Raw genomic sequence first — 22,869 nt, 5'->3', positions numbered from 1 at the left:
GTTTCTGTTTTGGCTGCGGCTCTCCCAAACTCAGACCCTCTGCCATAATCCCTCTGTCAATAGGGTTTGAGACGCGCTAACCCTGTAGCCTAACTCTTGAAGCTGTTGCTCGATCGCCTCCATTTGTTCGGCAATCTCATCAAGCTGTAATTGCAAATTGTTTTGTTCTTGAGGATTACTTTCTCGTCTCTTTTTATTCGCTACATCATTATAATCTTTTGTTAGTTTGTCTAAATCATGTTTCAACCTATCAATTTTTATTTGAGTAATGCGAGATATTTGACGAGGTTTGTTTTCCTCTTTCAATGTTTTTTTATCTAGTGTTGCAACATCAACTGTTCCCAAAAAATTATTAAATAACTGTCCCCCCTCATTATCCTGCCAACGTAGATACAGCACAGGGCGATACCATTGATTACCTTCAATCCCCATCGCTTCCCGTGCTTGACTGACAGCAATTCCCAAAGAATTTCTTTGCCCCAATGAACGATAAAACTGCTCGGCGAACTTAGTAGCAGATGTAACACTGACAGAATACTGCATCGCCACTACCGAGGGAATACGCTGACCAATCAAATTCTGTGCTGTGCCATTAAATACCGAATCTCCTTCAACAGTCATTGCCGACTGACAGGCACTCAGTACCACTAAGTCAATACCACCAGATTTATTATTACCATCCCCCAAAGTAGACTTGCTTAGTAACGCCCCTAATTCTTCCGCACTGACATAATCTGCTCCCCCATTCCCATCCTCAAATACTAAATACCCTTGTGCTTCTGGTAATTCTCTATCACATTTACGGCATTTGGTGATTTTATTACCCTTATTTATAGCGCGGCATTGGGAGTTAGTACAGCGTTTACCATACAGCCCATGTCCGTCGAAATGGAGAACCTGGGGAGCATTTTCACCCCGATGTTCGGTTAAATAGGCTCTAAGATTATCTCTTGTTGCTGAGACTTGCACAAAGTTAATGTGTCCGTCGTTCCTAGCTTTTTTCAACCCCTGAGCGATCGCTTGCACTTCGCTATCGCCTAATTTGTTTAATCCCAAATCAGTGTCAGATGCAGATGATGATACTAAAAGCACATTGATTTTATCTGTAAGTGGTAAATTAGGCGGAGCATCTTCATAGGCTATGTAGCGAGAAATCGTCACATTGCGATTTAATAATACAAAACCTTTCCCATCGTGCAACAATTCCCAAGGATAGTCAGCTAAACGCATTCCCCAGATCACATCATCTGAAAAACTTAATTGAATGTGGAGTTGGGTATTTTCTTTTTCGTGCGATCGCAGTGAGGCGAGTAAAGCATTTTTCACATTACTATCTGGTGGAAATAGAGCTTGGAAAAGCTTTTGACCGATATTAACTAGATATTTGGGGTTGAAGTTCTGACGATTAGTATCGAGAATACCAGATGCAACCATCCATGTTTGTTCGTCTTCTTGAAAATACTGAGAGTTAAAAGCAGTTATCTCCAAACATCTCAGTAAAGGTGATCGCCAATCTTTCTCAAATTCATTTTCGCCTGTAAAAAAAGGTAAAGAAGATTCGATTGCCGCTTTAACTGCTCCGTGCATGGTAACAATTACTTTAAATCCTTTACCATAGGTGGGAGAAAGGTATAATTTTATTGTTGACAATCCACTACTCCCTTACTACTCAGCACAAATTATTTATTAAATGCCTGGGTCATCGTTTCCCTTCAGGGTTCCTTCCAGAGTTTTATCCACAAATTTCCGCCATTTTTCCGGATTTTTATGGTAATAAGCTTTGAGAAGTTGTTCCTTACTTAATAATGGTGAGAGCTTTACTATCACTTTTTGCACATCATCCCGACTAACTTTCCCCGATAATTCCCCACCTCCAAATTGGAGAACATTAATTTTGACACCACCACCACCTTCTTTTTTAACTGTTACCTGTAGTTCTAATTCAACAGAATCTACGCTAAGTAGTGGTGTATCATTTTCGTCATCTGGGTAAGTAGCCAGCAGTTCTTGTTTTACTTGCTGAATGAGTTCTGCCAGACCAATTTCGGTAGACATAATAAAATTCCTAATACAAATGAATATCTGTTAAACGTTAGAATTACTACATTAGAAAACTACTACACCATTGAAATATTCACCTTTTTAGAGTAGTGACTGACTGTTTTTTCTAAGGACTAAGTTTGATTTTGAGCGATTTTTAGCTATAAGTTAGCAATAACTATAATTTAGCTACAAATGTACAGAACGGGATTCCAGACTGACTATAGCAGTCTCAGTAGATTTACGATAGAATTCGCTTAAGCAAATTTAAGCTTCTTTACAAAATACTCGCTTTTTGCCCTATTCAGCCTCGATTTAAGCGTTTAAAAGCAATTCATCGCTTGAATGAATTAATTTGCTGATTAGTTACCGTTTCATCACAATTGCACCCTCGTTATGGGGATTCGGGAGTGATTGAGGCAGACGCACCAAATTACTGGCAGCAGATTGTGACTTTTCCTGATGGTGAGAGGCTGCTGATCAACAATGCTGATTTAGATGCCCCAAGCGTTCCATTCCCCAGAGAACGCACTTACCCCAAAGAATACACGGAAGCGATCGCCCAAATCAAAGAACAACACCAGCAAGAATTAGAGCGTCTAGAGCAGGAATTGAGAATTGGTTTGCAAGCAGAAGCAGGGGCTAAAGCCGAAGCCCAGGTAATTGAGCAAATCTCATCCTTGCAAAATCTGTACAAGCAGCAGAAAGAGCAGAATATCCAGTTACAGCAACGGCTTTCTGAGATGGAGGGGTTACGGAAACTGGAAATTGAAAATCAGCAACTCCAGCAGCGCATTCAGGAACTAGAACACGCTGTAGAACAGCGCCCTTCCCAACAATGGGGAAATACCATGACCCAGCAAGCGACTAAAGTTTTGAACAAGCAAGTGAAGCAAGCCTTGGAGAAAACCATTGATTTGCGATCGCTGGCACAAGAACCCCCAAAAGAGAACGCCCAAGAATGTCTACGGCTGATGGGTATGGCCTTGAAAAACCTTGCTAGTGCTATGAACAACACTCAAGCCTTGGAAGCTGCGGCGATAATTCTGGGGAGTGAACCGACACCAATTGCGATCGCATATCGAGCCGAACAATTGGAAATGCTGCCCCAAGCGATTAGCGATATTAGGTCAGTGCTGGCTAAACCGGGGTGTAACTGGGAGGACTATTGGGCAGTGGCGCAAGAGTATGAGGTAATTAAACAGGACTACTGGGACGAATTGACTAGTGAAGAGACAAATTTAATTACTGCTCTCCAGAAGTCATCTACTGAACCCGACATCATTGGCGTTGGTTCTATTGTTGCTCACGCAGACCCCTACCGCACTTTGTATGTAGAGAGAGGTGAAGTTGTAGAGGATTTGGGCGAAGAGTTGATAGTAGCTTGGGATCACTGGAAGGAGCAATCGAAAAAGACTGACAGGTATTTCCGAGATGAATTGCGATTCTGGCAACCTCAATAGGCTTTTAGTGTACTGATGACTTTTTAGACAACTAAATAGAAGTACCAAGCTCCGCATCACAGTGGGGGAAATTTCCGTGTGTCAATATAAATAGGAGATTGTAAAATGACTGCAACTATTACAAGACCCAAGCTCAAAAAATCTGTTGCTAGCAAAAAGGAATCCCCGTATAAAAGGCTTCATGTGATTATCCCCATTGAAGATATGTTATGGGCATCGCAGCAAAAGCCTTCAGTTACGCAATTGTGGCAGGAGTGCTGGACGGCTGACCCTTATGGTTCTCGGTGGATGCCTTTGTCTACTGGGATGGGTTACAACAGTACTTTTATCTCTGCGAAGAAAATTCTCTCCGACAGTGGTCTGTTCATTTTCAAACCGGACAAATCGATACAGGATGGCCGGGAGACAGTGAAGTGGATGGTGCAGAATTTGCACGGCAGTCGGATGAAGGAATTTTGGGAGAAAGCTAATTATGTGCCACGAGAATTAGATGCTGAAAAACAAGAACCTTATGCTGGGGATTCAGAGATAGATGCTGGCTCTGAAGAAATGGGTGCTTTGTATGAAGCATCTATTTTAGGTAAAGACCAGTCAGAGCAAGGGTTTCAAAAAACCTCACGAACTGTTCAGGAACACCTCACAAACTCTACAAAAGAGTTTGTGAGGTGTGTCTCTGACACGCTAAATGAGATTTCGCAAGTTGAGGAGACGGCTCATGCGCCCTTGAGGGGCGCGTCGCCTCAGTTTGTTCAAAGCGTGTCAGAGTTGGAGGAAGACTTGCCTACGGCAATGGACTGCACGACGCTAACGCTTGTGAATGCTGTACCAAGTCAACCTGCTCCGTTGTTGGCTGAAAATCAAGATTGTGGTGTTGAGCCGAGAGACTGTCATGAAGGTGCTTGTTCCGCCGCGCCCGTCGCTGTAAATGAATTTTTTTCAACTTTAGCGATCGCTAATCAACCGCACAAGCAAGTAGAACAAAGTAATTCCGCTTCGTTGTTAGTTGAAAATTCAGCTTCGGGTGTAGAAATCAAAGCAGTTCATGAAGGTACTTGTTCCGCCGTGCCTGTGCCAAATCCTGAAAAATGGTCGCATGAGGCGATTGTTGCGAGGTCAAATGTGCGACCGGAGCGTATGCAAAAACTGAAAGTTGCGGGAAATTCGGGGGAGAATCCGGGTTTTGACTTTTTGCAGGAGTGCTGGAGTGACGATCCGGCTTTGAGGATCGTGATCAAGAAACTGGTGGCGAAGTGTCCGCAGTGGGGGATTGCGATTGTTGATGGGGTGTTAGTCAATTGGGAAGGATAACATCTCAGTTCATTTGGAATAAAACTCAACGATCTGCTTGAGTCGGCTTTTGTTGTTCTTGTGCGATCGCCTCCGGCGGGCGCTAGTGCCATCGCAGTTTTGGCTAAATGCAGAGATTGGGCGTACAGTCAGGCGGTTCTGGGACAAAGTTGGCAAAAACAATAAGTCCTTAAAATTCCTTTAAAGTTTCCTGTAAGGTTTTTTAACCTATTGTCAGTAGTGTAAGAGTTATAGTATTCCAACTTACCTTGTCAACTACAAGCTTGTGTATAGTTAATTTTGGCAGTTTTTACGAGAAATCTTGTCAACTCTGCTCTTAACAAAGGTATTGAACCTTCAAATAAAATCTAAAGTTACCATGAACAAACAATCGTTTAACTACAAATACCCAATTATTCCTCTATTAGGTGCAATAATAGTCACTAACGGATTTCTCTCCAAAGTATCGGCGCAAAATATTTCTGCTCCAGAGACTACTGATTCTGTTGCCGCCACTGTCAAAAACCAAGAGTTTCCACAGTGGGGATATTACACGGTACGGAGAGATTTTCGCAAATGTGCTTCTCCAATATGCGGTGGATATTTCATAAAGCTTGTCAACTTGAAAGCTACTCCTTGCTTAGATGGTGTTTTTCGCTCCGAATGTTATGTGTCTGCAATTGATTGGAGTTCCTTGAAAGTCTCGCCTTACGAACTGGTAAAAATTCAAGATGATGATGGTAGCCGTGTGATTCTCAGAGGTAACATCGTTCCAGTAACATTTCCTCCCTTTGGTGAGTTTGGGAATTTGAGAGTAAAAGAAGCCTTCTATACCGCGACAAATGCCTCAGCAAAAGGTACTTTTGTGGCCATAAAAGACAATGGTATTCGCTGCATCACAACTCCTTGCTTCTCCACAGACAAGTTGGTTTTGAATAAGCCGAAGATTTCTCCAGTTTCGTCAATCGATTTGAGTCAAGCGGGTGCAACACAAAAACAACTTGACGCAGCAACTAGCGAAATTTTTGGTCAAGGTTTGATTGCTGTAGGTAAAACTGAGGTAGTAGAAAACGTAGATCCAACCAAGAGAGATACTAAGTTTGTGGCTACACAATTTTATCTGAGAGTGGAACCGAACTAAAGAAATGATGAGGAGGATGATTATTCCTCTGCCCCTACAGTGGAGAAATCAATACAGCCAACTCATCACGAAGTTCAAGAGGTGTTGCAGCAGTTGAAAGATTTCTTGTATCCCACAGTTTCGACTCAATGCAGAGATTCAACGTACAGTTAGGCAATGCTGGGAAAATGTGCCGGGTGCATAGACACTTTTAGCGGCTTGTCGTAGACATCGCTTACTTGAAGGAAGCACTGCGGACTTGGAAAGGCGTTAAGTCACCGGAAGCTGTGGAAAGTTGCTGCTTGCCTTAAGGGGAGGAAGCCGGAATCCTTCTTCACCCAGACGCAGATATTGGCTACTATGGGGTTGGCTGCTAACAATAGAATTTTCTGATGTTAGGGAATTAAACTAGAGAGTAACCTTTATCTTTTAACCAGTTCCAAAACTTAGTACCATCAGTTTTAGCTTCCCAAGTATGTGCATCAGCATCTTCAATATAAGTTATTGTGTAAGGCTGGGTACGCCAACTATTCTCAGAGTAGTATTCTTTTAAAGCAGATGCCTTAGTTATAGATTTCATATTTTTACCCTTAAAGCACTATCACTAAACTCTACAACTGCTAATTAGGGTATTTCGGACTCCAGTGCAAGAGTGATCGTTATCAAGAAGTTGCTGTCTTAATTTGCGCAGTGGAGGGTTGCGATTATTTAGGGTCGTTGGTTAATTGCAATGAGTGGTAATTACTACGTCAGTTTTGCATATTTATTTCACCACCTATTTCTATTAAGAGCGCCATGCTGCCTCTACCAATATTTCTTTGACGTATAAAAGCAGGGAGAAAGCTGCAACCAATGGCTTTGCTTTCTCCTTTGTGATCCAGGGTAAGCGCATCTAATTTTGTAGCTCTTGATACAGACAAAAAGCTTAAAACTTTATCTGAATATCAATTTTTCATTCAAAATAGGACGAATTGTCGTAAATGATTGAAAAAACATGGGTCAAATAGCTTTTTATGTTTTTTAACCACATAAAGACGAAAATGTCAATCCCACCCCTTGGCTCAGTGTAGTAATTTTGAACTTATTTGTGCTTTGGGTGAACCCCAAAACTACCGTGTCAATAGGGTTTGAGATGCGCTTACCCTGCATAAAAGAGCGCTAGAAGAGAAGTTAGACAATCTGGAATCTCATTTGGGCAACAAACTAGAAACAATTACCAAGAAGTTAGAGCAGATGGAGAGGGCGATAGCTTCTGGTAGATACAGCAACACCAGACCGCGCAGACAAGCGCACCTGTACCAACAGCCGCAAGTTGAACTCCTTCCCAGGACAAGCTCAAGTCTTGCCCCAAGACTTGCTGTTAGTCCCCAAAGCCTGATTGTAGAAACAGAGAAATTAAGCCCCAAAGAATTTATCAGTTGGTCGCGTCACCGTGACCCGATGAGTGTGGGGTGGGAATGGGATGATAAAACCAAACTTTACTATCCAGTCAAATAACTGCCACTGTCCCCGCAATAGGGTTTAATGTAAGAGCATTCAACATAAGAATGGGCAATGTTGAATACTCCGGCTACGCTCACCAATTCAGAACTGATTGACCTCTGGCTGCATGGTAAAAGCAAGAACACCGTTGACGGCTACCGTCGCTATGCCGAACGGTTTTTTTCTCATGTCAACAAGCACCTCTCGGATTGCACCCTCATGGATTTTCAATTGTGGGTGATGACACTCGGTAGTTCTGACAATTCCAAGCGGGTAGCAGTGGGAGCAATAAAGAGTCTATTTTCCTTTGCTAAACAGTTGGGGGTGGTATCAGCTAACTTGGGAGTGTTAATCAAGTCACCCAAGGCTAAAAATAGATTGGCAGAAAGAATTCTCACCCAAGAGGAAGTACAATTACTGATAAATTCTACGACAAACGAGCGCGATCACTGTAAATAATATTGTGAGAGTTTCGGTAAAGCATAGTTCTGGTTATTCCGAGGGGATTTACGTGCAAATCACCACAGTGGACGGTTCGGATTTGGTCGGAATTGTCCAAGATACTTACCGCCAATTTTTTAAAGGGGAAACAATATACGTTGAAAATGGCGAGTCAATCTGCTTCTCGCGTGCCTCCATAATAGAAGTGCCTTTAAATTGGGATGGGAATGAGAATCTATTTGATGCCGTCAACTCCTGACTTCACGTTCACCAAACACCACACCGCCAGGACTAATTACCCGGAATTGCCAGCAATGGACATCAGTATAAAACACCACCAAAGTAGAACCATTGATGCTGACAACTAGGTGAACTGTGGTTTTAGTCATCAGTCATTTCTGATGGTTCTAGTTTGACTTGTCTAAATAACCCCTGCCGAATTGCTTTCTCAATTAATTCACTTCGGGTTATCCCTAACTCCTCAGATATTACATCTAACTCTAGCGATGCAGTTTCAGTCAACATGATTTGATATCGCTGCTTCGTCTCGCCATATTTATCTTTTTGCGCTCGTTTTGGTCTTGGCATTAGCTACACACATCAATACGTCAACACCTCAACACTTTACAAATCTATTAGACTGCCTAACTACATATATACATACCTACACACTATAATAAAGTGCATAACAAAGGCGATCGCTCTCCCGCCAAGAAGTTGCAATCGCCCTTTGTAAACCCGTAGTAAAAGGTTTATTCAATGATGACACATAGTGATTTAGGTGATACCCAAGCCCAGGCTCAGTTTGAGTTGGAGCAGTACATCAACGAGCAAGTAGAGGATATTGCCCCTGAGTTTGAGATTGACTCTGTAGATGATTGTGACTTTGGTGTTTTATATCGGGTGTGGTCTGGTATGAGGCTAATCGGCACTTTTTACCGCGCTGTTGATGGGTTGTGGGTAGCTCAACCATGCAATTTTGAACAGCATCCCCGGTGCGATAGTTCAGAAATTGCACAACTAATGATTATTGCCCTGAGTGGGTTGCTAGTAGCTGAGGCTGCATAAGATTTTTTCCCATCTGAGGTGTGCTATGAGCGTACCTCTTACTTACCACATCAAGATTAACCATTGAGGATTTTATGAATTTGATCGCGAATATTGAGGGTGCAAGTCCGTTTGACCAAATTAGACAAGTTGATGCTGATGGTAATGAGTATTGGTTAGCACGCCAGCTTCAGCCACTACTGGGATACACTCAATGGCGACGATTTGAAGAAACAATCGAGCGAGCAAAGCTGGCTTGCCAGAATTCAGGCTACAGTGTTGACAACCACTTTGCCGACGCTGGCAATCTGGTAAAACGCCCACAGGGAGGAGGAAATAGGCAAGCTGATTACAAATTATCGCGCTATGCTTGCTACCTTACAGCCATGAACGGCGATCCGCGAAAAGCAGAAATTGCTGCTGCTCAAACCTATTTCGCTCTGAAGACTAGAGAGGCAGAAATTGGTTCTAGTTTTGGGAACTCAGATGTATTAATCGCTACTATCACCGCCGCCGTTGAGCAAGCGCTAACCCCCATCAACCAACGTCTCGAACAAATTGAGCAGCGTCTTAGCGCCCTACCATCTGCCAAACCCAAACGCCCCTGGACACTGAGCGCGAATACACCGCCAGAACAAATACCAGAAGGGTATCAGCAACTAGAGGACGGTTCCTGGTTATCGCCCGAAGCTTATCAATCTATCCTCAGACAAAGCCAACGCTCATTGCCTTGGGATGTCCGCAGACTTAGAAACTACGAGTAAGTCAGGGGTGCGATGCGATCGCTCATCATTTCCTCGCTTGAAAATAGGGGAGCGATCGCACTAATAACGCTATATATTAAGTTAACTTGTGATCTTATCTAGCAGTGACTTGCTGACCTGTAAAGAAGAATGACCCTCCATTTTGTCCATTACCTTGTAGTGGATTTCCTTGTAGAGCAAACAGACGAAGCTCAATTGTCCCTTCTACCGTTTGAGTTCTTGGATTAAAAGTAGCTTTATAATCATTTCTTGCAATACCGCTACCGCCCTTGTTTGAAAGACTAAAGTTGAGTGCCCGACCTGTAATCGCCTTCTTTCCATTACACGCCCAAGTACCCTGAGAAGTGGTAAAAGGATCAAACTGACCCGTAATACCACCTTGGTTTGAGTCACTAGTAATCAAGTTGCCTTCTTCAGTAAGAGTGATCAGCGCGCGTGAAGCAAACTTTCCACTAGCATCTTTAATTGTCGTGAGGTATGTACCAGCGACAAATTTGCTGCAAACTGTCAGTTCAGAATTGGTATCAATTAAAGAGTCAGCCTTCACTTTTTGAATGTTCCAGATATCCAAAATGCTGACTGTGGAAAGTACACCAATTGTTAATCCAAGCAAAGTTTTACGAATTTTCATGAGAAACAGTAGTAAAGAATTTATGAAACTCTACTTAGAAACATATACAGAAACAAGAAATATTTTTGGTAAATTTTGGTTAAGGCTTGATTAAAAAAGGCGAGCGTGTCTTGGCCAATGAGCGTAGTTTACATACGTTGGCATCGCTCATAAACCAAAAAACCCAGGTGGTGAGACTTGGGCTTTGGATGGGGTTATATTCCCCTGCATGTTATTTATAGAAGTTATTTATAAGTCGCTTTTCTAATTAGGACTACACCGCTTAGATTGAAAGTTCCAGAAAATTAGAACTTTTTCAAGCGAGGATGAGGTGCGTAGGCACAGCCCGCACTTCTCTACGAGACGCTGCGCGAACGACAAAGCTCAGTGACCACCGGAGGCATCGCTTAATCGTTCACCAAGAATTCATTTGTTTCTTTATCAAGTACTAGTTTTGGATAAAAAGCTTTGTTACCCTGGCTGGGCAGGGCATAGAGAAAAATCAAATTAGTTTAAAGAGGAAGAGGAACGCTTTCTCCTACCCCCTTAAGTGGTAACACAAGATAAGTCAGTTCTGATCCCGCTCGGTTGATGACACGCCCTAAGCCCCTGGTCTTAATCGCCACGGTATCAAAGTTTTGTTTTTGACCATTTTCAAGGTTTACAGTTGGTAGCACCAACGTTAACTCCAACTGACCTTGATCGAAGTTTGGCTGTAAGGTAACAGTAATCAGTAAACCTAAAGCGCTTTTTTGTTTTTTGATTTCCTTACCTCGAAAAGTAAATTGACCTTCTGGGCCTTGATAAGTCAGTTGTGAAGCTCCTGGTGGATCATCTACTCGTATTGGCCCTGGCGCTTGCGGAAAGAAAACAATCTGTGTAGTCCTGATTGGATCGGTGAAGGTATACTGGTTTGCTTGATTAAGTTGAGTTGTATCTGCTAGTTTTTGGGCAGGTTTCAAATCAACTGTAATCGCCTCAACAGAGTTTACTGCTCCAAATATTGCTAGAACTAGAGTTGATGTAGTAATTGCAACGAGCCGAGAAATTTTAGTTCTCATGGTAGTGTGATTGATTATGTGGTAAACGCAGACATCTTTTGCATTGCCCTTGTCCATGTTGACAGTTTTATGAAGAAAAACTCAACAACTGACAACATCAAATAGCTGTTTACGTATACTTTACAGTACTAAGGTTAAGAAACGATACCTTTACTTATTTACTCATGAGCAGGATACTGCCCCATCATTTCCCCAATTTTTACTGCCTCACACCAGGAAAAGTACACTATTTTCTTAGAGGAAAAAATTCCTATCAGTGCTTGAGCGATCGCCCTCAATCCTTTGCTAGTAATGCTGCTGTAACAAAGGATAAAGTGCTGCTGCAATTTGCTCGAATTCTTCACCATCTGGATAGGGACAAGTAATTTCCTCGCCATCTTCGTTTATCCATGATTTGCTGTTTAATTCAAAGCCTAATATCTCTCCTCGCCACCACCCAGATATCGACAGTTGACCATTTCCATAGCCAACTCTGAAATCTGCCTTTTTATCGCGGTAAAAATCATCAATTGGATTTGATGGGCGGTTGTGTGAGCCAGCAAATTTCTCTGTATAGTATCCTTGGAATTCGATATCAATACAATTGTTTTCAATTTTATAAACTAGCTTGAACCGCCTGTGCGGATAGTACTGTGCAGCAATTTTAGATGCTGCTAGTTCAAGTTCTAGTGGTAGTGTTTGCATCATTTTTAAGTGCTTGCAGTTTTTATATTATACCTTTATAAGGTATGTGCGTAGGCGCAGCCCGCCGTAGGCATCGCTCCTTCATTTTCTTAGGGGATAAGCAGCGATCGCTCTACCTTGCTCTTACTAATCGAAAGGGCTTCATTATATAGAAAGGATGAATCAAAACAACCATCCAATTCTCATCGGGAACGGCTTCTAGCTCTTTGTAAAATCGAATATCATCATTCTCAGTCCAATGCTCTATCACCTCTAAATTGCTGTGATAAAAAGCATTTGCAACCTCGCCTAGATTCAACTCGCTTTTAGTGATGTAAACCCATGCGTGAATTTGCTCTCTATAAGTCTGTAGTCTTCTGCGGTCTGCTGGATCGGCGAGTTTCTCAAAATGTAAGATTGTAGTCATATTTAATCATTAACCAAAAAATGGTTATCTAACTTAGAAAAAACTAGCTCTTGGCCAAACTCAACTACATAAACCTTTGTCAACTCATACTTTTCGGCTCGGTCGTCAAATAGGCAGTTAACTGTCTTCACTTCCTCCCTACCTGAATTGCAATATTTAAATGTTGTTGTTATCAATCTTGCTTTCATATTTTATTAGAGGAAATTAGAAAAAATAGATAGCTAAAATAATTATTCCCACAGTGAATAGCAAAATGCTAACGGATAATTACTAGCAACCAAAACTTAATCCTTAATTCCCAAGCCTTTTTAGTAGGTTGATGATTTTCAATCCCTCCTCTTTGAATCCAATGTTTGTAGTAGTAAACGATGAATGGCAAGCAGCGACGCAGTGACAAACATATCCCCCCAGCCTGTCAGCCTAAAACTGACATCACTGGAGGGATAAGTGAGGAATTGCCAATTGTATCTATTGGGCGCAGCAAGAGAATCTTAATTTTAAGTATTACTCTTGTCTAAAACCCAAGGTTGATTTTGTTGAATCAACTGGTTAATTACTTCTGGTTTTATCGGACTGTAATAGCAAAATATGACAGCATTATGTACTGTTGCAGTTTCGCACGAATGCATATTGTCAGGAGCAACTAAAACCATCTTTTGAGGTACAAACACCTCGTAACTAACCAGCTTCCATTCGTGCAGTGGGTTGTTTTTGTAACCAGCAGTCCATACTATAGACTCAATCTCAGCAATTGCATCATTGACTCCAGTACAAATTTCCATTCCACCCGTAAGTTCATATCCTGGTGCATTGAAGCTAGGAAAAGTCAGGATGGATGTCAAAAGCGTGTCGCCTCTTAACTCGTTGAACTGTTCTAATTCTTGCAAGTTCATCTGTTATCTCCAAAACTTGTTTGTTCTCCAGGGAAAATACACCAGTATCCACCACCAACCGCAAGCTGATGTCTTTTTAAATTTTTACCTATCCTTTTACCAATCTTGTAACAGTCGGTGACAGTATTAGCCCAGTGAGCATCTCCTAGTTTTGCTGCTTCTATCCCAGAAATAGCTGTACTCTGCAAAGGCTTTGCTGTACCAACCAATTTCTCGGAATTGTTAATCTGGATAAGTTAATCAAAGAGAGGGTGGAGTATCTAGCCAAAAAGCGGGATATTACCTTTGATGAGATGTGGGAGCAAATTCTCAATGGCACCGCTCAAAAAATAGTCCCCGGTAGAAAGTGAAGGGCTAGAGTATAAGCCGGGGGATGAGGGCTAGTTTATAGAAGGGGAAAACTTTAGACTAGATTGGAAAGCGATCGCCCAGACTCTCAACTAACAATTTTTCTTAGAGGAAAAGGGCGATCCGGTTTGAGAATGCGGTCGCCTTTATTCTTAGAGGATAATCGGGATATTCAGTGCGATCGCAGTTAGTTCCAGTTCTGGGCGAAAGGGCAATCGCTGATGCCCTAGTGACCGTCACCCAATATATATAGTTGTGAGCGGACGCAGAAGCACAAATTTTAGTTCTGTGGGATACCATACCGCCAGGAGCGATGTCATCAGACAAGCCGCTACGCGTCTACACCCTTTCCAGTTCTGGGGGAAAAGTCAGCACAAAGCGCGATGCCTGCGGCGGCAAGCTACGCGGTTTCGGGGTGCGATCGCTTTTGTTGTTGACAGGTCAAATCGCACCTAGCACAAATGTACTCTTCTCGATGTAAAACTAGCGAGCGTGACATGAGCCTCCACGTTACGTCTGAAAACCTTGCTACGAAAGGGTTAGAAAAATAAAATTGTTCTATGACCCGAAAATCGCCGAAAAACTATCGGTTCTGGTGGCTCCAACCCCAGCGATCGCAACGAAAAAACCTGGTTTTATTAAGAATTTGGCGATGCAATTGATGATTTAATCCCGATCTCACAAAATCGTATTGCTCCCCTCAAAATATGACCCTGGTGAGGGAGGAGTAAAGTAAAAGCCTAGTGAAGAGTAACTGTATTTATAGTAAGCGATGTCTAATGACAAGTCGCAAGCGTTTACGCACTTGTCACCCTTGTAATTCCAAGAAAACTAATTTGCGAAGTCAAAATGTTCCATTTGTTATCACATTAAAAATGACTCTTACTGCGAAGAGCCTTTATTACTAAATATTAATTTCAAACACTATTTGTAGTGTTTATACTACAATAGTATTGTATACCAACTAACTTCAGTACTATCTTTTGCTCTCTTCTGTATCCTCCTCTTTGTCCCGTCCGTTACCAAAATAGCTATCCAGGCGGTCATTAGCATCTTTAGATATTTTCTGCATGAAAAGTGCAGATCCTTCTAAGCTAAATCCTCCTATGGCAGTTGGGATACCTAACTCTGTTTGACCAAAGCAAATCATCCCAAAACCCACAATGTTCATGGTTACGCCTAATGTACCTGCAAACAATGAGCCATAGAAACCCAACTTAGCTTTCTGGAAAAGAATATCTTGGTATTTTTTTCTCCCTTCATCATCTTCTATAGAAGGTTTAATACCCTCTTTGAGCTTGAGGTGCGTGGTTTGGTTAAGAGTCAAATTTTTCGCTAGCTCCCATTGGGCATTTTGAAAAATATTTTTCATGTAGCGTACTATGCCGCTTTTCTTCCGCCGACTACGGCTTCGACGTTCCAGATGATCGCCCCTCAATTCTTCTTCATTCTCTTGATCTGACGGCAGAGATTGCCAGTTACTCTTTTTAGCTTTCGATTCTTGCCTTTTATTATTAGACATTTAATCACCTTTGTAGTGTTATGCCAGATGAGGGACGGATTAGTTCGGTTTTTGCCTAATTGCTGCTGCTTCACCACATCATTTCTGATCTACTGACAGTGCTGCTCACAGACTGCTCTTATTTTAACTGTACAAAAGCGATATAGCTTGCTTAAATACAGTTTATCGCTCATGCAGAAAGTAATTAACAAATATCTCGTATAATTATTTACCTTTTTCTAAGATTTATTACTTAATTTACCTCTCGCAGCTCCCTTGGTTTTGTCTGCTAGTACACAGCAGATACTTCTATATTAGTTTTTAATCTAGATAATGTGTACAAAAAAGATATATGACATATAATGAGATAAGAGTGTCACTTACTGAGTGAGCTTAGAAAGTGAGAGTTATAAAAAAATTGCTCAAGCTTAACTAGCTTGCTTGATTGGCTCAAAGTACTTTCTTAGTGGGGAATGACATAGGCGTAAATGAATAATTGAGAACTTAAGCTCTCCTAAGAGAGCTTAAGGGATAACAAAAGTCAAGACAACAAAGAAAAGGTCGGCTTACGTCTTTCTCTTTTGCATATTTTGGCAAAGTTACCGACATCAAGAAATGCTGAGAAAACAGAAATCAGCTATTTTTCCTCAGTTCTTAGAACTAAGGAATATTTTTCTGCGCCTTAACAATCATTAATTAAGACACGAAGAAACAAACATGAAACCGAAAATAGTTATGGCATATCAGAAGGGAAACATGGAGGATATCTTCGATAACAAGAATAATATTTATCCGTCTTGGATAAAGACTATCGCCTTAAAGCTTTTGAAAGAAAATAATGACAGAGATTGGGAAAAACTGGACAATATACTAGTTGAAAAAAGAAGAGATATTTCTAATTATCTCGAAAAAGAGAATGAGAAAGAATTACATTTACTCTCCTCTGTTGAAGAGGATATTCTTTCAGTACTTTACCCAGATAAAGAGATTTATGGTTTAGCAATCATAAATACAATTGAAGAGGTTAGTAAAGGTAAGAGGAAAATAGGGCCTAATACTCTATACCCTACATTGCGCCGAATGGAATCCAACGAGAAAGGATATATAAGTTCTCGTTGGGGAGACGAAAGACCAGAAGAGCTTGTTGAGCGAGGAGGTGCGCGTCGTAGATATTACAAGCTTACTGACAAAGGTCGAGAGGCATTAGAGGCTGTATGGGAGTACAGAGACAATCTTCTTGGCATTGGGTTTAATCAAATATCTAACCTTTGCTAACTAAGCCTAGATCAATCTACAGATGATCTCAATATAGTGAGTTCGTTCCCTGTAGTAAACAGGACAAAAACTAAACGCTCTCTATACTGGAATTCTTTCTTAGCAAGATACTAAATTCAACTCTCAAAAAAGGACAAAAACTATGAAAACTAATCTCAATGATGACAACAATCTGCTGTTCAGATGGTTTTGCAAAGGACTCAAGTATTTTTTGTTGACTCTGCTTGGTTTTGCAATCAACTTTGTGATCGCCCATACTGTGTCTCACATTTTCGGTGCTGTCTCAATAGTTAGAATACTACTATTCACAAGTCTATGGATATGGTTTGTGAGGATAGCAGTATCTCTGTTTTGTCTATTTGCGATCGCTATAATATTTGAGTCTTGGGGTTTCAGAAAATATGCTCTTCTCTACAAGAGTCAGAATTTTAAAATGGCTTTCAACTGAAACAACAATCGGTTTGGGATGGTCTGTGCGGAACCCTACTGATTGGATTAAATCGTATTAGTTGGAAAAGAAGCCTTATTGTTGGCTATCCAGCAATACAGTTCAGTTAAGCATTTCTTCTTTCTCTTTGCGTCCTTCTCTGCGAGAAGTCGCTTCGCGTCTACGTTAAAAAAAATTGACTTTGACAAAGAGTTTCAGTCTCAACTGAACCGTATTGGGCTATCTACCCCTTTTGACCCCTACCAATTGGGTTAAATCGGATTAGATTAAGGTACAAAAAGTAAGTGATGGCACCCATTACCAATCCACCAGAACCACAGGCTGGATCAGAGGAGTGAGGTAAGCAATCAGTTTCTTAGAGGAAAAGGCGACCCAGTGCGATCGCCTACCTCTGGTTTCTTACTTCAATCCAGACTGTGCTTTATTCTTGAGCTTGTCATTTTCAAAAACAGCAGTGATTTCAGAACCATCAGGATTTTGCCAGACAAAGGTTGCTGTAGTTACAGAGCGGCTAATCTCGACACCTCGGTATAAAATTGACCGCACCTCTGTTAAAGACATTCCCGGTTTTAGCTGTTCGTAGTCTACGCGGCTAAAGCGATAGAGTTCAGTCTGAGCAGGTTCATGCTGCTTATTAGAATTAGCAGCTTGATGAAAACCATAGTAAAGACCAGAACTCAATGCCACTCCTACCGAAAACATCACACCCAGTAAGCGGATGCGAGGGGGAGGATTGAATGTGTAGTTAGGTTTGTTGTTTGGATTTATCATTAGAAAAATTCGACATTAATGTTTATGAACTGCTGGTTTGGTTGCACCCAGACCAGCTTTAACTTGTTAGTGTGGGGTTTCTGTGACTGTGGAAACTGGGCATCTTCTACCAAGTAATGTCACCACCACACTTAGTAACTCTGTCAACTTGACAGAGTTCAAAGATAGAGTTCCCAGTCAATAAAATGTCCGGTGCTTCCGACCTAAGTTGCCCATTTAAGTTGTTGTGGGGTTTTGACGAGTATCACCACCTTCTATAGAAACTTTGTCAACTTGGCTTAACTGTTATTCCCAGCAATAGAGTTCCCACAAAAATTTTTTGTTCAGTTATCAAGTCTTCCAAAGGGCAAAACCCTGTCACTTAAGGCGGAAAAGGTATGCAAAAAGGCGATCGCAGTTATCACAACCAGATCGCCTTAAAATTGACTATTTCAGTTATCGAGTCTACCAAAGGGCAGATATACGTGAATTTAAGGCGGAAAAGATACGCAAAAAGCGATGCCTACGGCGGCAAGCTACGTACCTATTGAGGTATCTGGCGGAATCCGCCAGATAGGGCAACTTATTTAGTGAAACAGCAACCTTATTAGAGAGGCGATCGCTAGAGCAACCCCTAAAATGGGATGCCAAAACTTACACTTCTGCTGAACCCACCAAAGAAAACTTCTCTGGCGCTTTGACTTATTATTAAGTTGTGAGTTTTTACTTTTTCTGCACATCTCAGTATCCTTATATACTGTGGTTTGTTGAACAGCTGGCTTGGTGGCCTCGGAAACTGCCAAGCCAGTTTTAAATAGTGATGTAAGAATGTTGAATCTGCATTTGATGGCCAAAGATAATTACCTCCTTCTGTACTAAGTTGCCCATGTCTTGCATTCTGGGTTTTAGTTAGTATCACCACCTCCTTTGCTAACTTTGTCTGCTAACTTTGTCAGCCTGTCGGATAGCTGCCTACACAACTTTGTCAGAATCGAAGCCATTGACTTCACCTGACTATGCTGATATTGCAGTAAAAAGTAGGCAACAAAAGCGATCGCTTTTGTTGCAGGTATGCGAATACTTAGATACTTAAATATTTGGGTCGGCAATAGAGCAGGTTGCTAGTCTGCCCCGCCCCAAAAAGTCATGTCTCTCCACTTAACGCACGTAAACATTTTGTTCCCCAGCTTTTTCTCTACTAATCTCAATCGCCGGGTTTCCGTGGACGGAAATCAAGGCAATACGTTTTTCAATGGTAGAGTTCATAGGTTTGTGTGTTGCGGATTGTAACAAAGTTTTAGTCGATTTCAAGTTGGCGTATGTTATTGCACGCTTACCTAAATTATTTAAGAACTTTGATTAATATTGATTTTAATTTAATATCTCTAATATTTTTTTACATCTTCTGCCAGAAGCATACTTTTAGATTAAGTATATGTATTTAATTTTTTTATACATAAATAGCTATATTTATGTCTAATACTTCTGATAGATGAAATTCTATTCTATTAATGATATTTTATACCAGCTTTAACTGTTATACCAGCTTGTAATCGCATCAATTAATATTACTCTTCTACGTCCTGAAGCGCTTTATACAGTACAAGCCGCACAATCTCAGCCTTTTTTCTATTTGTCTTGGTTGCCAGTACAGAAAGTATTGGGGAGCATCCCAAGTGATGTGAGCGCAACTCAAATTTTTCACCTTCCCCAGTTGAATTGCCCTGACTCTAGCGTTACAATCTGCCTGTATTAGAGGCATTTTTAATTACAACTGTAATTTATCACTTGTGAGCAAAACCCGTATTATTGCGCTATTTAATCAATCAGGGGGAGTGGGAAAGACAAGTTTAACTATGAACTTGGGCTACCACCTCGCTCAAAAAAAGAAAAACCGTGTGCTTCTGATAGACCTTGACCCCCAAGCGTCACTCACTACATTTATGGGGCTAGAACCGGACATTACCGCCAAAACGGTCTATGAAGCAGTGGTGGGTGAAGAAGCATTACCAATTCATCCTGAACTGATTCACAGCATGAGTTTAGTGCCAGCCAACATCAACTTAAGTGCCGCTGAACTAGAACTAGTTGCCGCTTTGATGCGGGAAATGCGACTAAAAAATGCACTTGCCCCCGTCTTAGACAGCTATGATTTTATTTTGATAGATTGTCCGCCATCTTTAGGCATTCTCAGCGTTATTAGCTTAGTAGCAGCAACCCATGTCTTAGTACCTATTCAGTGCCAATTCAAATCCTTATAGAAAATTGCGATGCTACTTTGGAGCCGCCTGATGGCGATTGCTTTCTCCTGTCGTTCAACCCGTCCTCAAATCCATTGAGTATCAAACGCATCTTGCCCAGTTCCATAAATTAAGTTACCGTATTCCTGCCAATTGGCTATTTCTTGGGCTTCAATTTGGGGCGCGTGCAGAACAGCAAGATTTTCTTCTAATTGCTGCCTAGTTTGGGGGGCGGTGAGCGCCAGACGCACCCCTGGATGATTTAGCGCATAGCGATAACAGTCTGCTGCCGTAGGTAACTTTCCGTGCCAGTTGTGATGACCTTTGAGTAACGTTCCCCAGCGCGTGCAAGTGAATGCCACCACGGGAATACCAGCTTTTTGAGCAGCAGGTAAAACGTTTTGTTCAGCCTGACGATGTGCCATATTGTAACGGTGCATTAACACATCACACTGATGACGTTCTATCATTTCTAAAGCTATGGCTCGATTGTGTGTGGTAACTCCCACGTAGCGCACAACTCCAGAGTCCTTCCACAAACGAAGTTCATCAAGCAACATCTGAACTTGGGTCATGTCGTCAGCAGGCGAAACATATTCAATAAAAAATACATCCACCCAATCGACATTTAAACAATGGCGCACAGAGTCCAAGTAATTGCGTAAAGATTGTATATCTCGGTTTTCACTCCCCGTTGCCACCAAGACTTGCTCACGGTTTGTTAGCAAGAGAGATTTTAAGCCACTCAAAAAGTTTTCAGATTCTAAATTGTAAAAGAAAAAGTAATTAATTCCCTCTGCAAATGCCAACAAAACAGTTGCAGCATCCATCGATTGCCCTGCTAAACCAAGAATGCTTGCTGGTTGCCCTTGTAGTGTTGATAATTCCACGGTCAACTATCTCACTTGTTACTTTCAGTGTATTACGCCAATACGATGCTAGTGAGGACATGATCAATAAACGTTAATTTTGAGGCGATCGCCTACGGTAGGCGGGTACGCCATCGCACTTAAATATGTTCTTGTTGGGGGCGTAAGCTGTTAATCGTTGCGGTCAAAACTAGGACAATTGCCAAAACCAACACGGTATTTCTGAGCATTGAGTTATCAGAGTGCTTGAGTGCGATCGCCACCAGTGCGCAGAGTATTACTCCTGCATAAGCGATGTCTCGACGCTGGATGACAATAACTGCTGCAATTGCTGTTGCTATCAATACCATGATGAGAGTCCAGATTACAGCAGAAATCCCCCAACCGTTCCACCCGTGAAAATACAAGGCACACGCTACGTTGACAATGGTTGCCACGCTAATCCAGCCTAGATAAATGCCGATCGGAAAGTGAATACACCATTTTTTCAGCCGAGGTACACGCAATTTGCCAATTTCTAACTGCACATAAACACCAATCAGGGGCAACAGAATCAAAAGCATTGCAATTACAGAAAGAGCAAACAGCCGAGACAAAAACAGATAAACCCAGATACTTTGAGCAACACAGGCAATCACCAACAGATAACCTGTCTTACGTAAATCAGGCTCATCTCGTTGGTTAGGTAAAGCTTGGTATACCCCAAAAGCAAACAACCCAAGGTAAATCAGCCCCCAGATAGCAAAGGCGTAATTGGCAGGGATAATCAGGACATTTTTAAACAAAGTATTGGAAATTTCCCCTATACTGAGTCCATTGAGCGGAAAAATGTTCGATACTACGTTGATAACGAAAGCACCAAAGATTGCAGCCAACGTAACAAGCTGCCGCCAAAAATCCCGGTAGTTGCCTCTTGTGGACTGCTGCATAGGATGTTAACTCATATCTTTTGTGCTTTTAGCTTACATCCCAAAAAGAGCGACGCATATAAACCACAGTCATATTGAGCAAGTCAATGAGGAACCAGAGCGATCGCCTGCCTGAAATTTCCTCTAAGAAAATAGCAAGGCAAGCAATGCCTACGTCGGGCTGTGACGCTCGAATACTCGCTCTAAGCGAAGCCATGCCGAAGGCGTTGCCTCTCGTTCGCGTTAGCGTCTCTGAAAGAGAAGAGAAGGCTTTACGCTACGCTATCGGTGACGCACCTCGGCTATAGTTGCTATTTCTCAGACTTGAGTAGAGGATTAGTGATTGGGAGGATCACAATAATCAATGACTGAAAACATCTCAGCTTATCCCCTGACTTGGACAACCATCTACCCCAGAACGCCGCAGCACAAGCGAGAAGCTGCGCGATTTGAGGTTAATTTCTCAACTGCACGAAATGACCTACTTAACGAGCTTCGGCTGTTGGGAGCAAAGAATATCATCATTTCTAGCAATGTACCAACGCGCCAAGATGGTTTACCTTATGTAAGGCACAAAGAACCAGACGATCCAGGCGTTGCTGTTTACTTCAAAATCAAAGATAAAAACTATGCTTTGTGTTGCGATCGCTGGCTAAAAGTAAGGCATAATCTCAGAGCAATTGGATTGCATATTGCAGCTATGCGTGGGATGGAGAGATGGGGAGTGGGGAGTGTTGAGCAAGCATTTATGGGATATCAGGCACTGCCGCCTCAGCAAGAAAAAAAATGGTGGGATGTGCTTGGTGTTAGCCCCCGCGCTTCCGATGAAGAAGTAAAGGAAGCATACAAAAAGCTGGCACGACAACATCATCCAGATAACGGCGGTTCTGCTGATCAGATGGCTGCAATCAACGCTGCTTATGAACAGGCAAAGCAGGTTAGCTATAAGGTGCAACTATGAACATTAATTCTGAAGAATTTGAACAGTATCTAAAAAACCCTAGTGATCCAGAACTCAAGGCACTATTTGAAAAGGCTGAAGATTGCTTGCAAAGCTATGATGCAAAGTCAGAGCAAGTAAAAGCTAGTGTGGTAAAACTTACTAGAGAAGAGTAAAAATCCTGTAATCTTGACCTTGTAGCGAAATAATGGTACGAAAACTTGGCAAGAAAAAGTCTAAAACCAGAGGCAACATCGTTTGAAGTACTCGATTGTGTTCAAAAAAAATGCCC

At 41.8% G+C, this 22,869-nt stretch carries 30 protein-coding genes and 2 pseudogenes; 14 read left to right on the top strand and 18 right to left on the bottom strand.

The window, feature by feature from the left end:
• Positions 1 to 30: 30 nt before the first annotated feature.
• Complete coding sequence (locus HWQ36_RS01880; protein WP_292697496.1) at positions 31 to 1,650, bottom strand: CHAT domain-containing protein; 1,620 nt, start codon at positions 1,648 to 1,650, stop codon at positions 31 to 33.
• Positions 1,651 to 1,686: 36 nt separating this feature from the next.
• Positions 1,687 to 2,055, bottom strand: coding sequence for a trypco2 family protein (locus tag HWQ36_RS01875; protein ID WP_292697494.1), 369 nt, complete (start codon positions 2,053 to 2,055; stop codon positions 1,687 to 1,689).
• Between the two features lie 350 nt (positions 2,056 to 2,405).
• On the opposite strand from HWQ36_RS01875, the pseudogene HWQ36_RS01870 reads away from it, so the two are divergent.
• Both HWQ36_RS01870 and HWQ36_RS01865 read left to right on the top strand, forming a co-directional pair.
• Positions 2,406 to 3,503 (top strand): annotated as a pseudogene (locus HWQ36_RS01870) (hypothetical protein); the annotation flags it as partial.
• A 105-nt stretch (positions 3,504 to 3,608) separates the two neighbouring features.
• Positions 3,609 to 4,811, top strand: coding sequence for a hypothetical protein (locus HWQ36_RS01865; RefSeq protein WP_292697490.1), 1,203 nt, complete (start codon positions 3,609 to 3,611; stop codon positions 4,809 to 4,811).
• Positions 4,812 to 4,820: 9 nt separating this feature from the next.
• On the opposite strand, the gene HWQ36_RS01860 is transcribed toward HWQ36_RS01865, so the two are convergent.
• Positions 4,821 to 4,967 carry a hypothetical protein gene (locus HWQ36_RS01860; RefSeq protein ID WP_292697489.1) on the bottom strand — a complete coding sequence of 49 codons (147 nt, stop codon included), beginning with the start codon at positions 4,965 to 4,967 and terminating at the stop codon, positions 4,821 to 4,823.
• 202 nt (positions 4,968 to 5,169) lie between these two features.
• On the opposite strand from HWQ36_RS01860, the gene HWQ36_RS01855 reads away from it, so the two are divergent.
• Positions 5,170 to 5,931 carry a DUF6748 domain-containing protein gene (locus HWQ36_RS01855; RefSeq protein ID WP_292697488.1) on the top strand — a complete coding sequence of 254 codons (762 nt, stop codon included), beginning with the start codon at positions 5,170 to 5,172 and terminating at the stop codon, positions 5,929 to 5,931.
• 382 nt (positions 5,932 to 6,313) lie between these two features.
• On the opposite strand, the gene HWQ36_RS01850 is transcribed toward HWQ36_RS01855, so the two are convergent.
• On the bottom strand, positions 6,314 to 6,490 hold the full coding sequence (locus HWQ36_RS01850) for a hypothetical protein (RefSeq protein WP_292697486.1): 177 nt from the start codon (positions 6,488 to 6,490) through the stop codon (positions 6,314 to 6,316).
• Positions 6,491 to 7,143: 653 nt separating this feature from the next.
• Between HWQ36_RS01850 and HWQ36_RS01845 the strand changes: the two genes are divergently transcribed.
• The 3 genes from HWQ36_RS01845 to HWQ36_RS01835 are packed head-to-tail and all read left to right on the top strand — an operon-like array spanning position 7,144 to position 8,092.
• The gene (locus HWQ36_RS01845; protein ID WP_292697484.1) at positions 7,144 to 7,407 is read left to right on the top strand and encodes a hypothetical protein; all 264 of its coding nucleotides are present in this window, start codon (positions 7,144 to 7,146) and stop codon (positions 7,405 to 7,407) included.
• Between the two features lie 57 nt (positions 7,408 to 7,464).
• A complete protein-coding gene (locus HWQ36_RS01840) occupies positions 7,465 to 7,851 on the top strand; it encodes a site-specific integrase (protein WP_292697481.1) in 387 nt (128 codons plus the stop codon).
• Positions 7,852 to 7,855: 4 nt separating this feature from the next.
• Positions 7,856 to 8,092 (top strand): hypothetical protein, encoded by a 237-nt coding sequence (locus HWQ36_RS01835; RefSeq protein ID WP_292697479.1) that lies wholly within the window; start codon positions 7,856 to 7,858, stop codon positions 8,090 to 8,092.
• On the opposite strand, the gene HWQ36_RS01830 is transcribed toward HWQ36_RS01835, so the two are convergent.
• Both HWQ36_RS01830 and HWQ36_RS01825 read right to left on the bottom strand, forming a co-directional pair.
• A complete protein-coding gene (locus HWQ36_RS01830) occupies positions 8,082 to 8,222 on the bottom strand; it encodes a hypothetical protein (RefSeq protein ID WP_292697498.1) in 141 nt (46 codons plus the stop codon). The two genes, HWQ36_RS01835 and HWQ36_RS01830, sit on opposite strands and share 11 nt — an antisense overlap.
• Positions 8,215 to 8,421, bottom strand: a complete 207-nt coding sequence (locus tag HWQ36_RS01825) for a ribbon-helix-helix domain-containing protein (protein WP_292697477.1) — start codon at positions 8,419 to 8,421, stop codon at positions 8,215 to 8,217. The genes HWQ36_RS01830 and HWQ36_RS01825 overlap by 8 nt, the downstream gene beginning before the upstream one ends.
• Positions 8,422 to 8,592: 171 nt before the next feature.
• On the opposite strand from HWQ36_RS01825, the gene HWQ36_RS01820 reads away from it, so the two are divergent.
• Both HWQ36_RS01820 and HWQ36_RS01815 read left to right on the top strand, forming a co-directional pair.
• Entirely contained in the window at positions 8,593 to 8,901 is a 309-nt protein-coding gene (locus HWQ36_RS01820; RefSeq protein ID WP_292697475.1) for a hypothetical protein, read from the top strand.
• Positions 8,902 to 8,975: 74 nt separating this feature from the next.
• Positions 8,976 to 9,644, top strand: coding sequence for a BRO family protein (locus tag HWQ36_RS01815; protein ID WP_292697473.1), 669 nt, complete (start codon positions 8,976 to 8,978; stop codon positions 9,642 to 9,644).
• Positions 9,645 to 9,738: 94 nt separating this feature from the next.
• Here the strand turns inward: HWQ36_RS01815 and HWQ36_RS01810 are convergent, their stop codons facing one another.
• From HWQ36_RS01810 to HWQ36_RS01780, 7 genes are all read right to left on the bottom strand, one after another.
• Positions 9,739 to 10,275, bottom strand: a complete 537-nt coding sequence (locus HWQ36_RS01810) for a hypothetical protein (protein WP_292697471.1) — start codon at positions 10,273 to 10,275, stop codon at positions 9,739 to 9,741.
• Positions 10,276 to 10,766: 491 nt separating this feature from the next.
• A complete protein-coding gene (locus HWQ36_RS01805) occupies positions 10,767 to 11,315 on the bottom strand; it encodes a hypothetical protein (protein WP_292697469.1) in 549 nt (182 codons plus the stop codon).
• A 285-nt stretch (positions 11,316 to 11,600) separates the two neighbouring features.
• A complete protein-coding gene (locus tag HWQ36_RS01800; protein WP_292697467.1) occupies positions 11,601 to 12,002 on the bottom strand; it encodes a hypothetical protein in 402 nt (133 codons plus the stop codon).
• A 109-nt stretch (positions 12,003 to 12,111) separates the two neighbouring features.
• A complete protein-coding gene (locus tag HWQ36_RS01795; protein WP_292697465.1) occupies positions 12,112 to 12,405 on the bottom strand; it encodes a hypothetical protein in 294 nt (97 codons plus the stop codon).
• Between the two features lie 2 nt (positions 12,406 to 12,407).
• A complete protein-coding gene (locus HWQ36_RS01790; RefSeq protein ID WP_292697462.1) occupies positions 12,408 to 12,536 on the bottom strand; it encodes a hypothetical protein in 129 nt (42 codons plus the stop codon).
• A gap of 366 nt (positions 12,537 to 12,902) precedes the next feature.
• Complete coding sequence (locus tag HWQ36_RS01785; protein WP_292697460.1) at positions 12,903 to 13,298, bottom strand: hypothetical protein; 396 nt, start codon at positions 13,296 to 13,298, stop codon at positions 12,903 to 12,905.
• Positions 13,295 to 13,486: a hypothetical protein gene (locus tag HWQ36_RS01780; RefSeq protein WP_292697458.1), complete on the bottom strand. Its 192-nt coding sequence runs from the start codon at positions 13,484 to 13,486 to the stop codon at positions 13,295 to 13,297. Before HWQ36_RS01780 ends, HWQ36_RS01785 begins: the two co-directional genes overlap by 4 nt.
• A 473-nt stretch (positions 13,487 to 13,959) precedes the next feature.
• Here HWQ36_RS01780 and HWQ36_RS01775 point away from each other — a divergent pair, with 473 nt between their 5' ends.
• Entirely contained in the window at positions 13,960 to 14,127 is a 168-nt protein-coding gene (locus HWQ36_RS01775) for a hypothetical protein (RefSeq protein WP_292697456.1), read from the top strand.
• 495 nt (positions 14,128 to 14,622) lie between these two features.
• On the opposite strand, the gene HWQ36_RS01770 is transcribed toward HWQ36_RS01775, so the two are convergent.
• Complete coding sequence (locus HWQ36_RS01770) at positions 14,623 to 15,168, bottom strand: hypothetical protein (RefSeq protein WP_292697454.1); 546 nt, start codon at positions 15,166 to 15,168, stop codon at positions 14,623 to 14,625.
• Between the two features lie 696 nt (positions 15,169 to 15,864).
• Between HWQ36_RS01770 and HWQ36_RS01765 the strand changes: the two genes are divergently transcribed.
• Positions 15,865 to 16,422: a PadR family transcriptional regulator gene (locus HWQ36_RS01765; RefSeq protein ID WP_292697452.1), complete on the top strand. Its 558-nt coding sequence runs from the start codon at positions 15,865 to 15,867 to the stop codon at positions 16,420 to 16,422.
• An 847-nt stretch (positions 16,423 to 17,269) separates the two neighbouring features.
• Here the strand turns inward: HWQ36_RS01765 and HWQ36_RS01760 are convergent.
• Together HWQ36_RS01760 and HWQ36_RS01755 are read right to left on the bottom strand one after the other, a co-directional pair.
• The gene (locus HWQ36_RS01760; RefSeq protein ID WP_292697450.1) at positions 17,270 to 17,641 is read right to left on the bottom strand and encodes a hypothetical protein; all 372 of its coding nucleotides are present in this window, start codon (positions 17,639 to 17,641) and stop codon (positions 17,270 to 17,272) included.
• A gap of 884 nt (positions 17,642 to 18,525) precedes the next feature.
• Positions 18,526 to 18,729 (bottom strand): hypothetical protein, encoded by a 204-nt coding sequence (locus tag HWQ36_RS01755; RefSeq protein WP_292697448.1) that lies wholly within the window; start codon positions 18,727 to 18,729, stop codon positions 18,526 to 18,528.
• Between the two features lie 681 nt (positions 18,730 to 19,410).
• Here HWQ36_RS01755 and HWQ36_RS01750 point away from each other — a divergent pair.
• Positions 19,411 to 19,875, top strand: a pseudogene (locus HWQ36_RS01750) (AAA family ATPase); the annotation flags it as partial.
• A gap of 71 nt (positions 19,876 to 19,946) precedes the next feature.
• On the opposite strand, the gene HWQ36_RS01745 reads toward HWQ36_RS01750, so the two are convergent.
• Both HWQ36_RS01745 and HWQ36_RS01740 read right to left on the bottom strand, forming a co-directional pair.
• Positions 19,947 to 20,750 (bottom strand): aldo/keto reductase, encoded by an 804-nt coding sequence (locus tag HWQ36_RS01745; RefSeq protein ID WP_292697446.1) that lies wholly within the window; start codon positions 20,748 to 20,750, stop codon positions 19,947 to 19,949.
• Positions 20,751 to 20,869: 119 nt separating this feature from the next.
• A complete protein-coding gene (locus tag HWQ36_RS01740) occupies positions 20,870 to 21,658 on the bottom strand; it encodes a tryptophan-rich sensory protein (RefSeq protein ID WP_292697444.1) in 789 nt (262 codons plus the stop codon).
• Between the two features lie 86 nt (positions 21,659 to 21,744).
• Here HWQ36_RS01740 and HWQ36_RS01735 point away from each other — a divergent pair, with 86 nt between their 5' ends.
• Genes HWQ36_RS01735 through HWQ36_RS01725 form a run of 3 tightly spaced genes read left to right on the top strand, consistent with a single transcriptional unit; the run spans position 21,745 to position 22,753 of the window.
• Positions 21,745 to 21,945 carry a hypothetical protein gene (locus HWQ36_RS01735; RefSeq protein WP_292697443.1) on the top strand — a complete coding sequence of 67 codons (201 nt, stop codon included), beginning with the start codon at positions 21,745 to 21,747 and terminating at the stop codon, positions 21,943 to 21,945.
• Positions 21,946 to 22,001: 56 nt separating this feature from the next.
• Positions 22,002 to 22,598: a J domain-containing protein gene (locus HWQ36_RS01730; protein ID WP_292697441.1), complete on the top strand. Its 597-nt coding sequence runs from the start codon at positions 22,002 to 22,004 to the stop codon at positions 22,596 to 22,598.
• On the top strand, positions 22,595 to 22,753 hold the full coding sequence (locus HWQ36_RS01725; protein ID WP_292697439.1) for a hypothetical protein: 159 nt from the start codon (positions 22,595 to 22,597) through the stop codon (positions 22,751 to 22,753). The genes HWQ36_RS01730 and HWQ36_RS01725 overlap by 4 nt, the downstream gene beginning before the upstream one ends.
• Positions 22,754 to 22,869 lie beyond the last annotated feature (116 nt).

Origin of the sequence: Nostoc sp. NMS2 (assembly GCF_017115105.1) — a bacterium.
Lineage (GTDB): Bacteria > Cyanobacteriota > Cyanobacteriia > Cyanobacteriales > Nostocaceae > Nostoc.
Note: the sequence above shows the minus strand (reverse complement) of the source record. Positions and strands in the feature narration are given on the sequence as shown.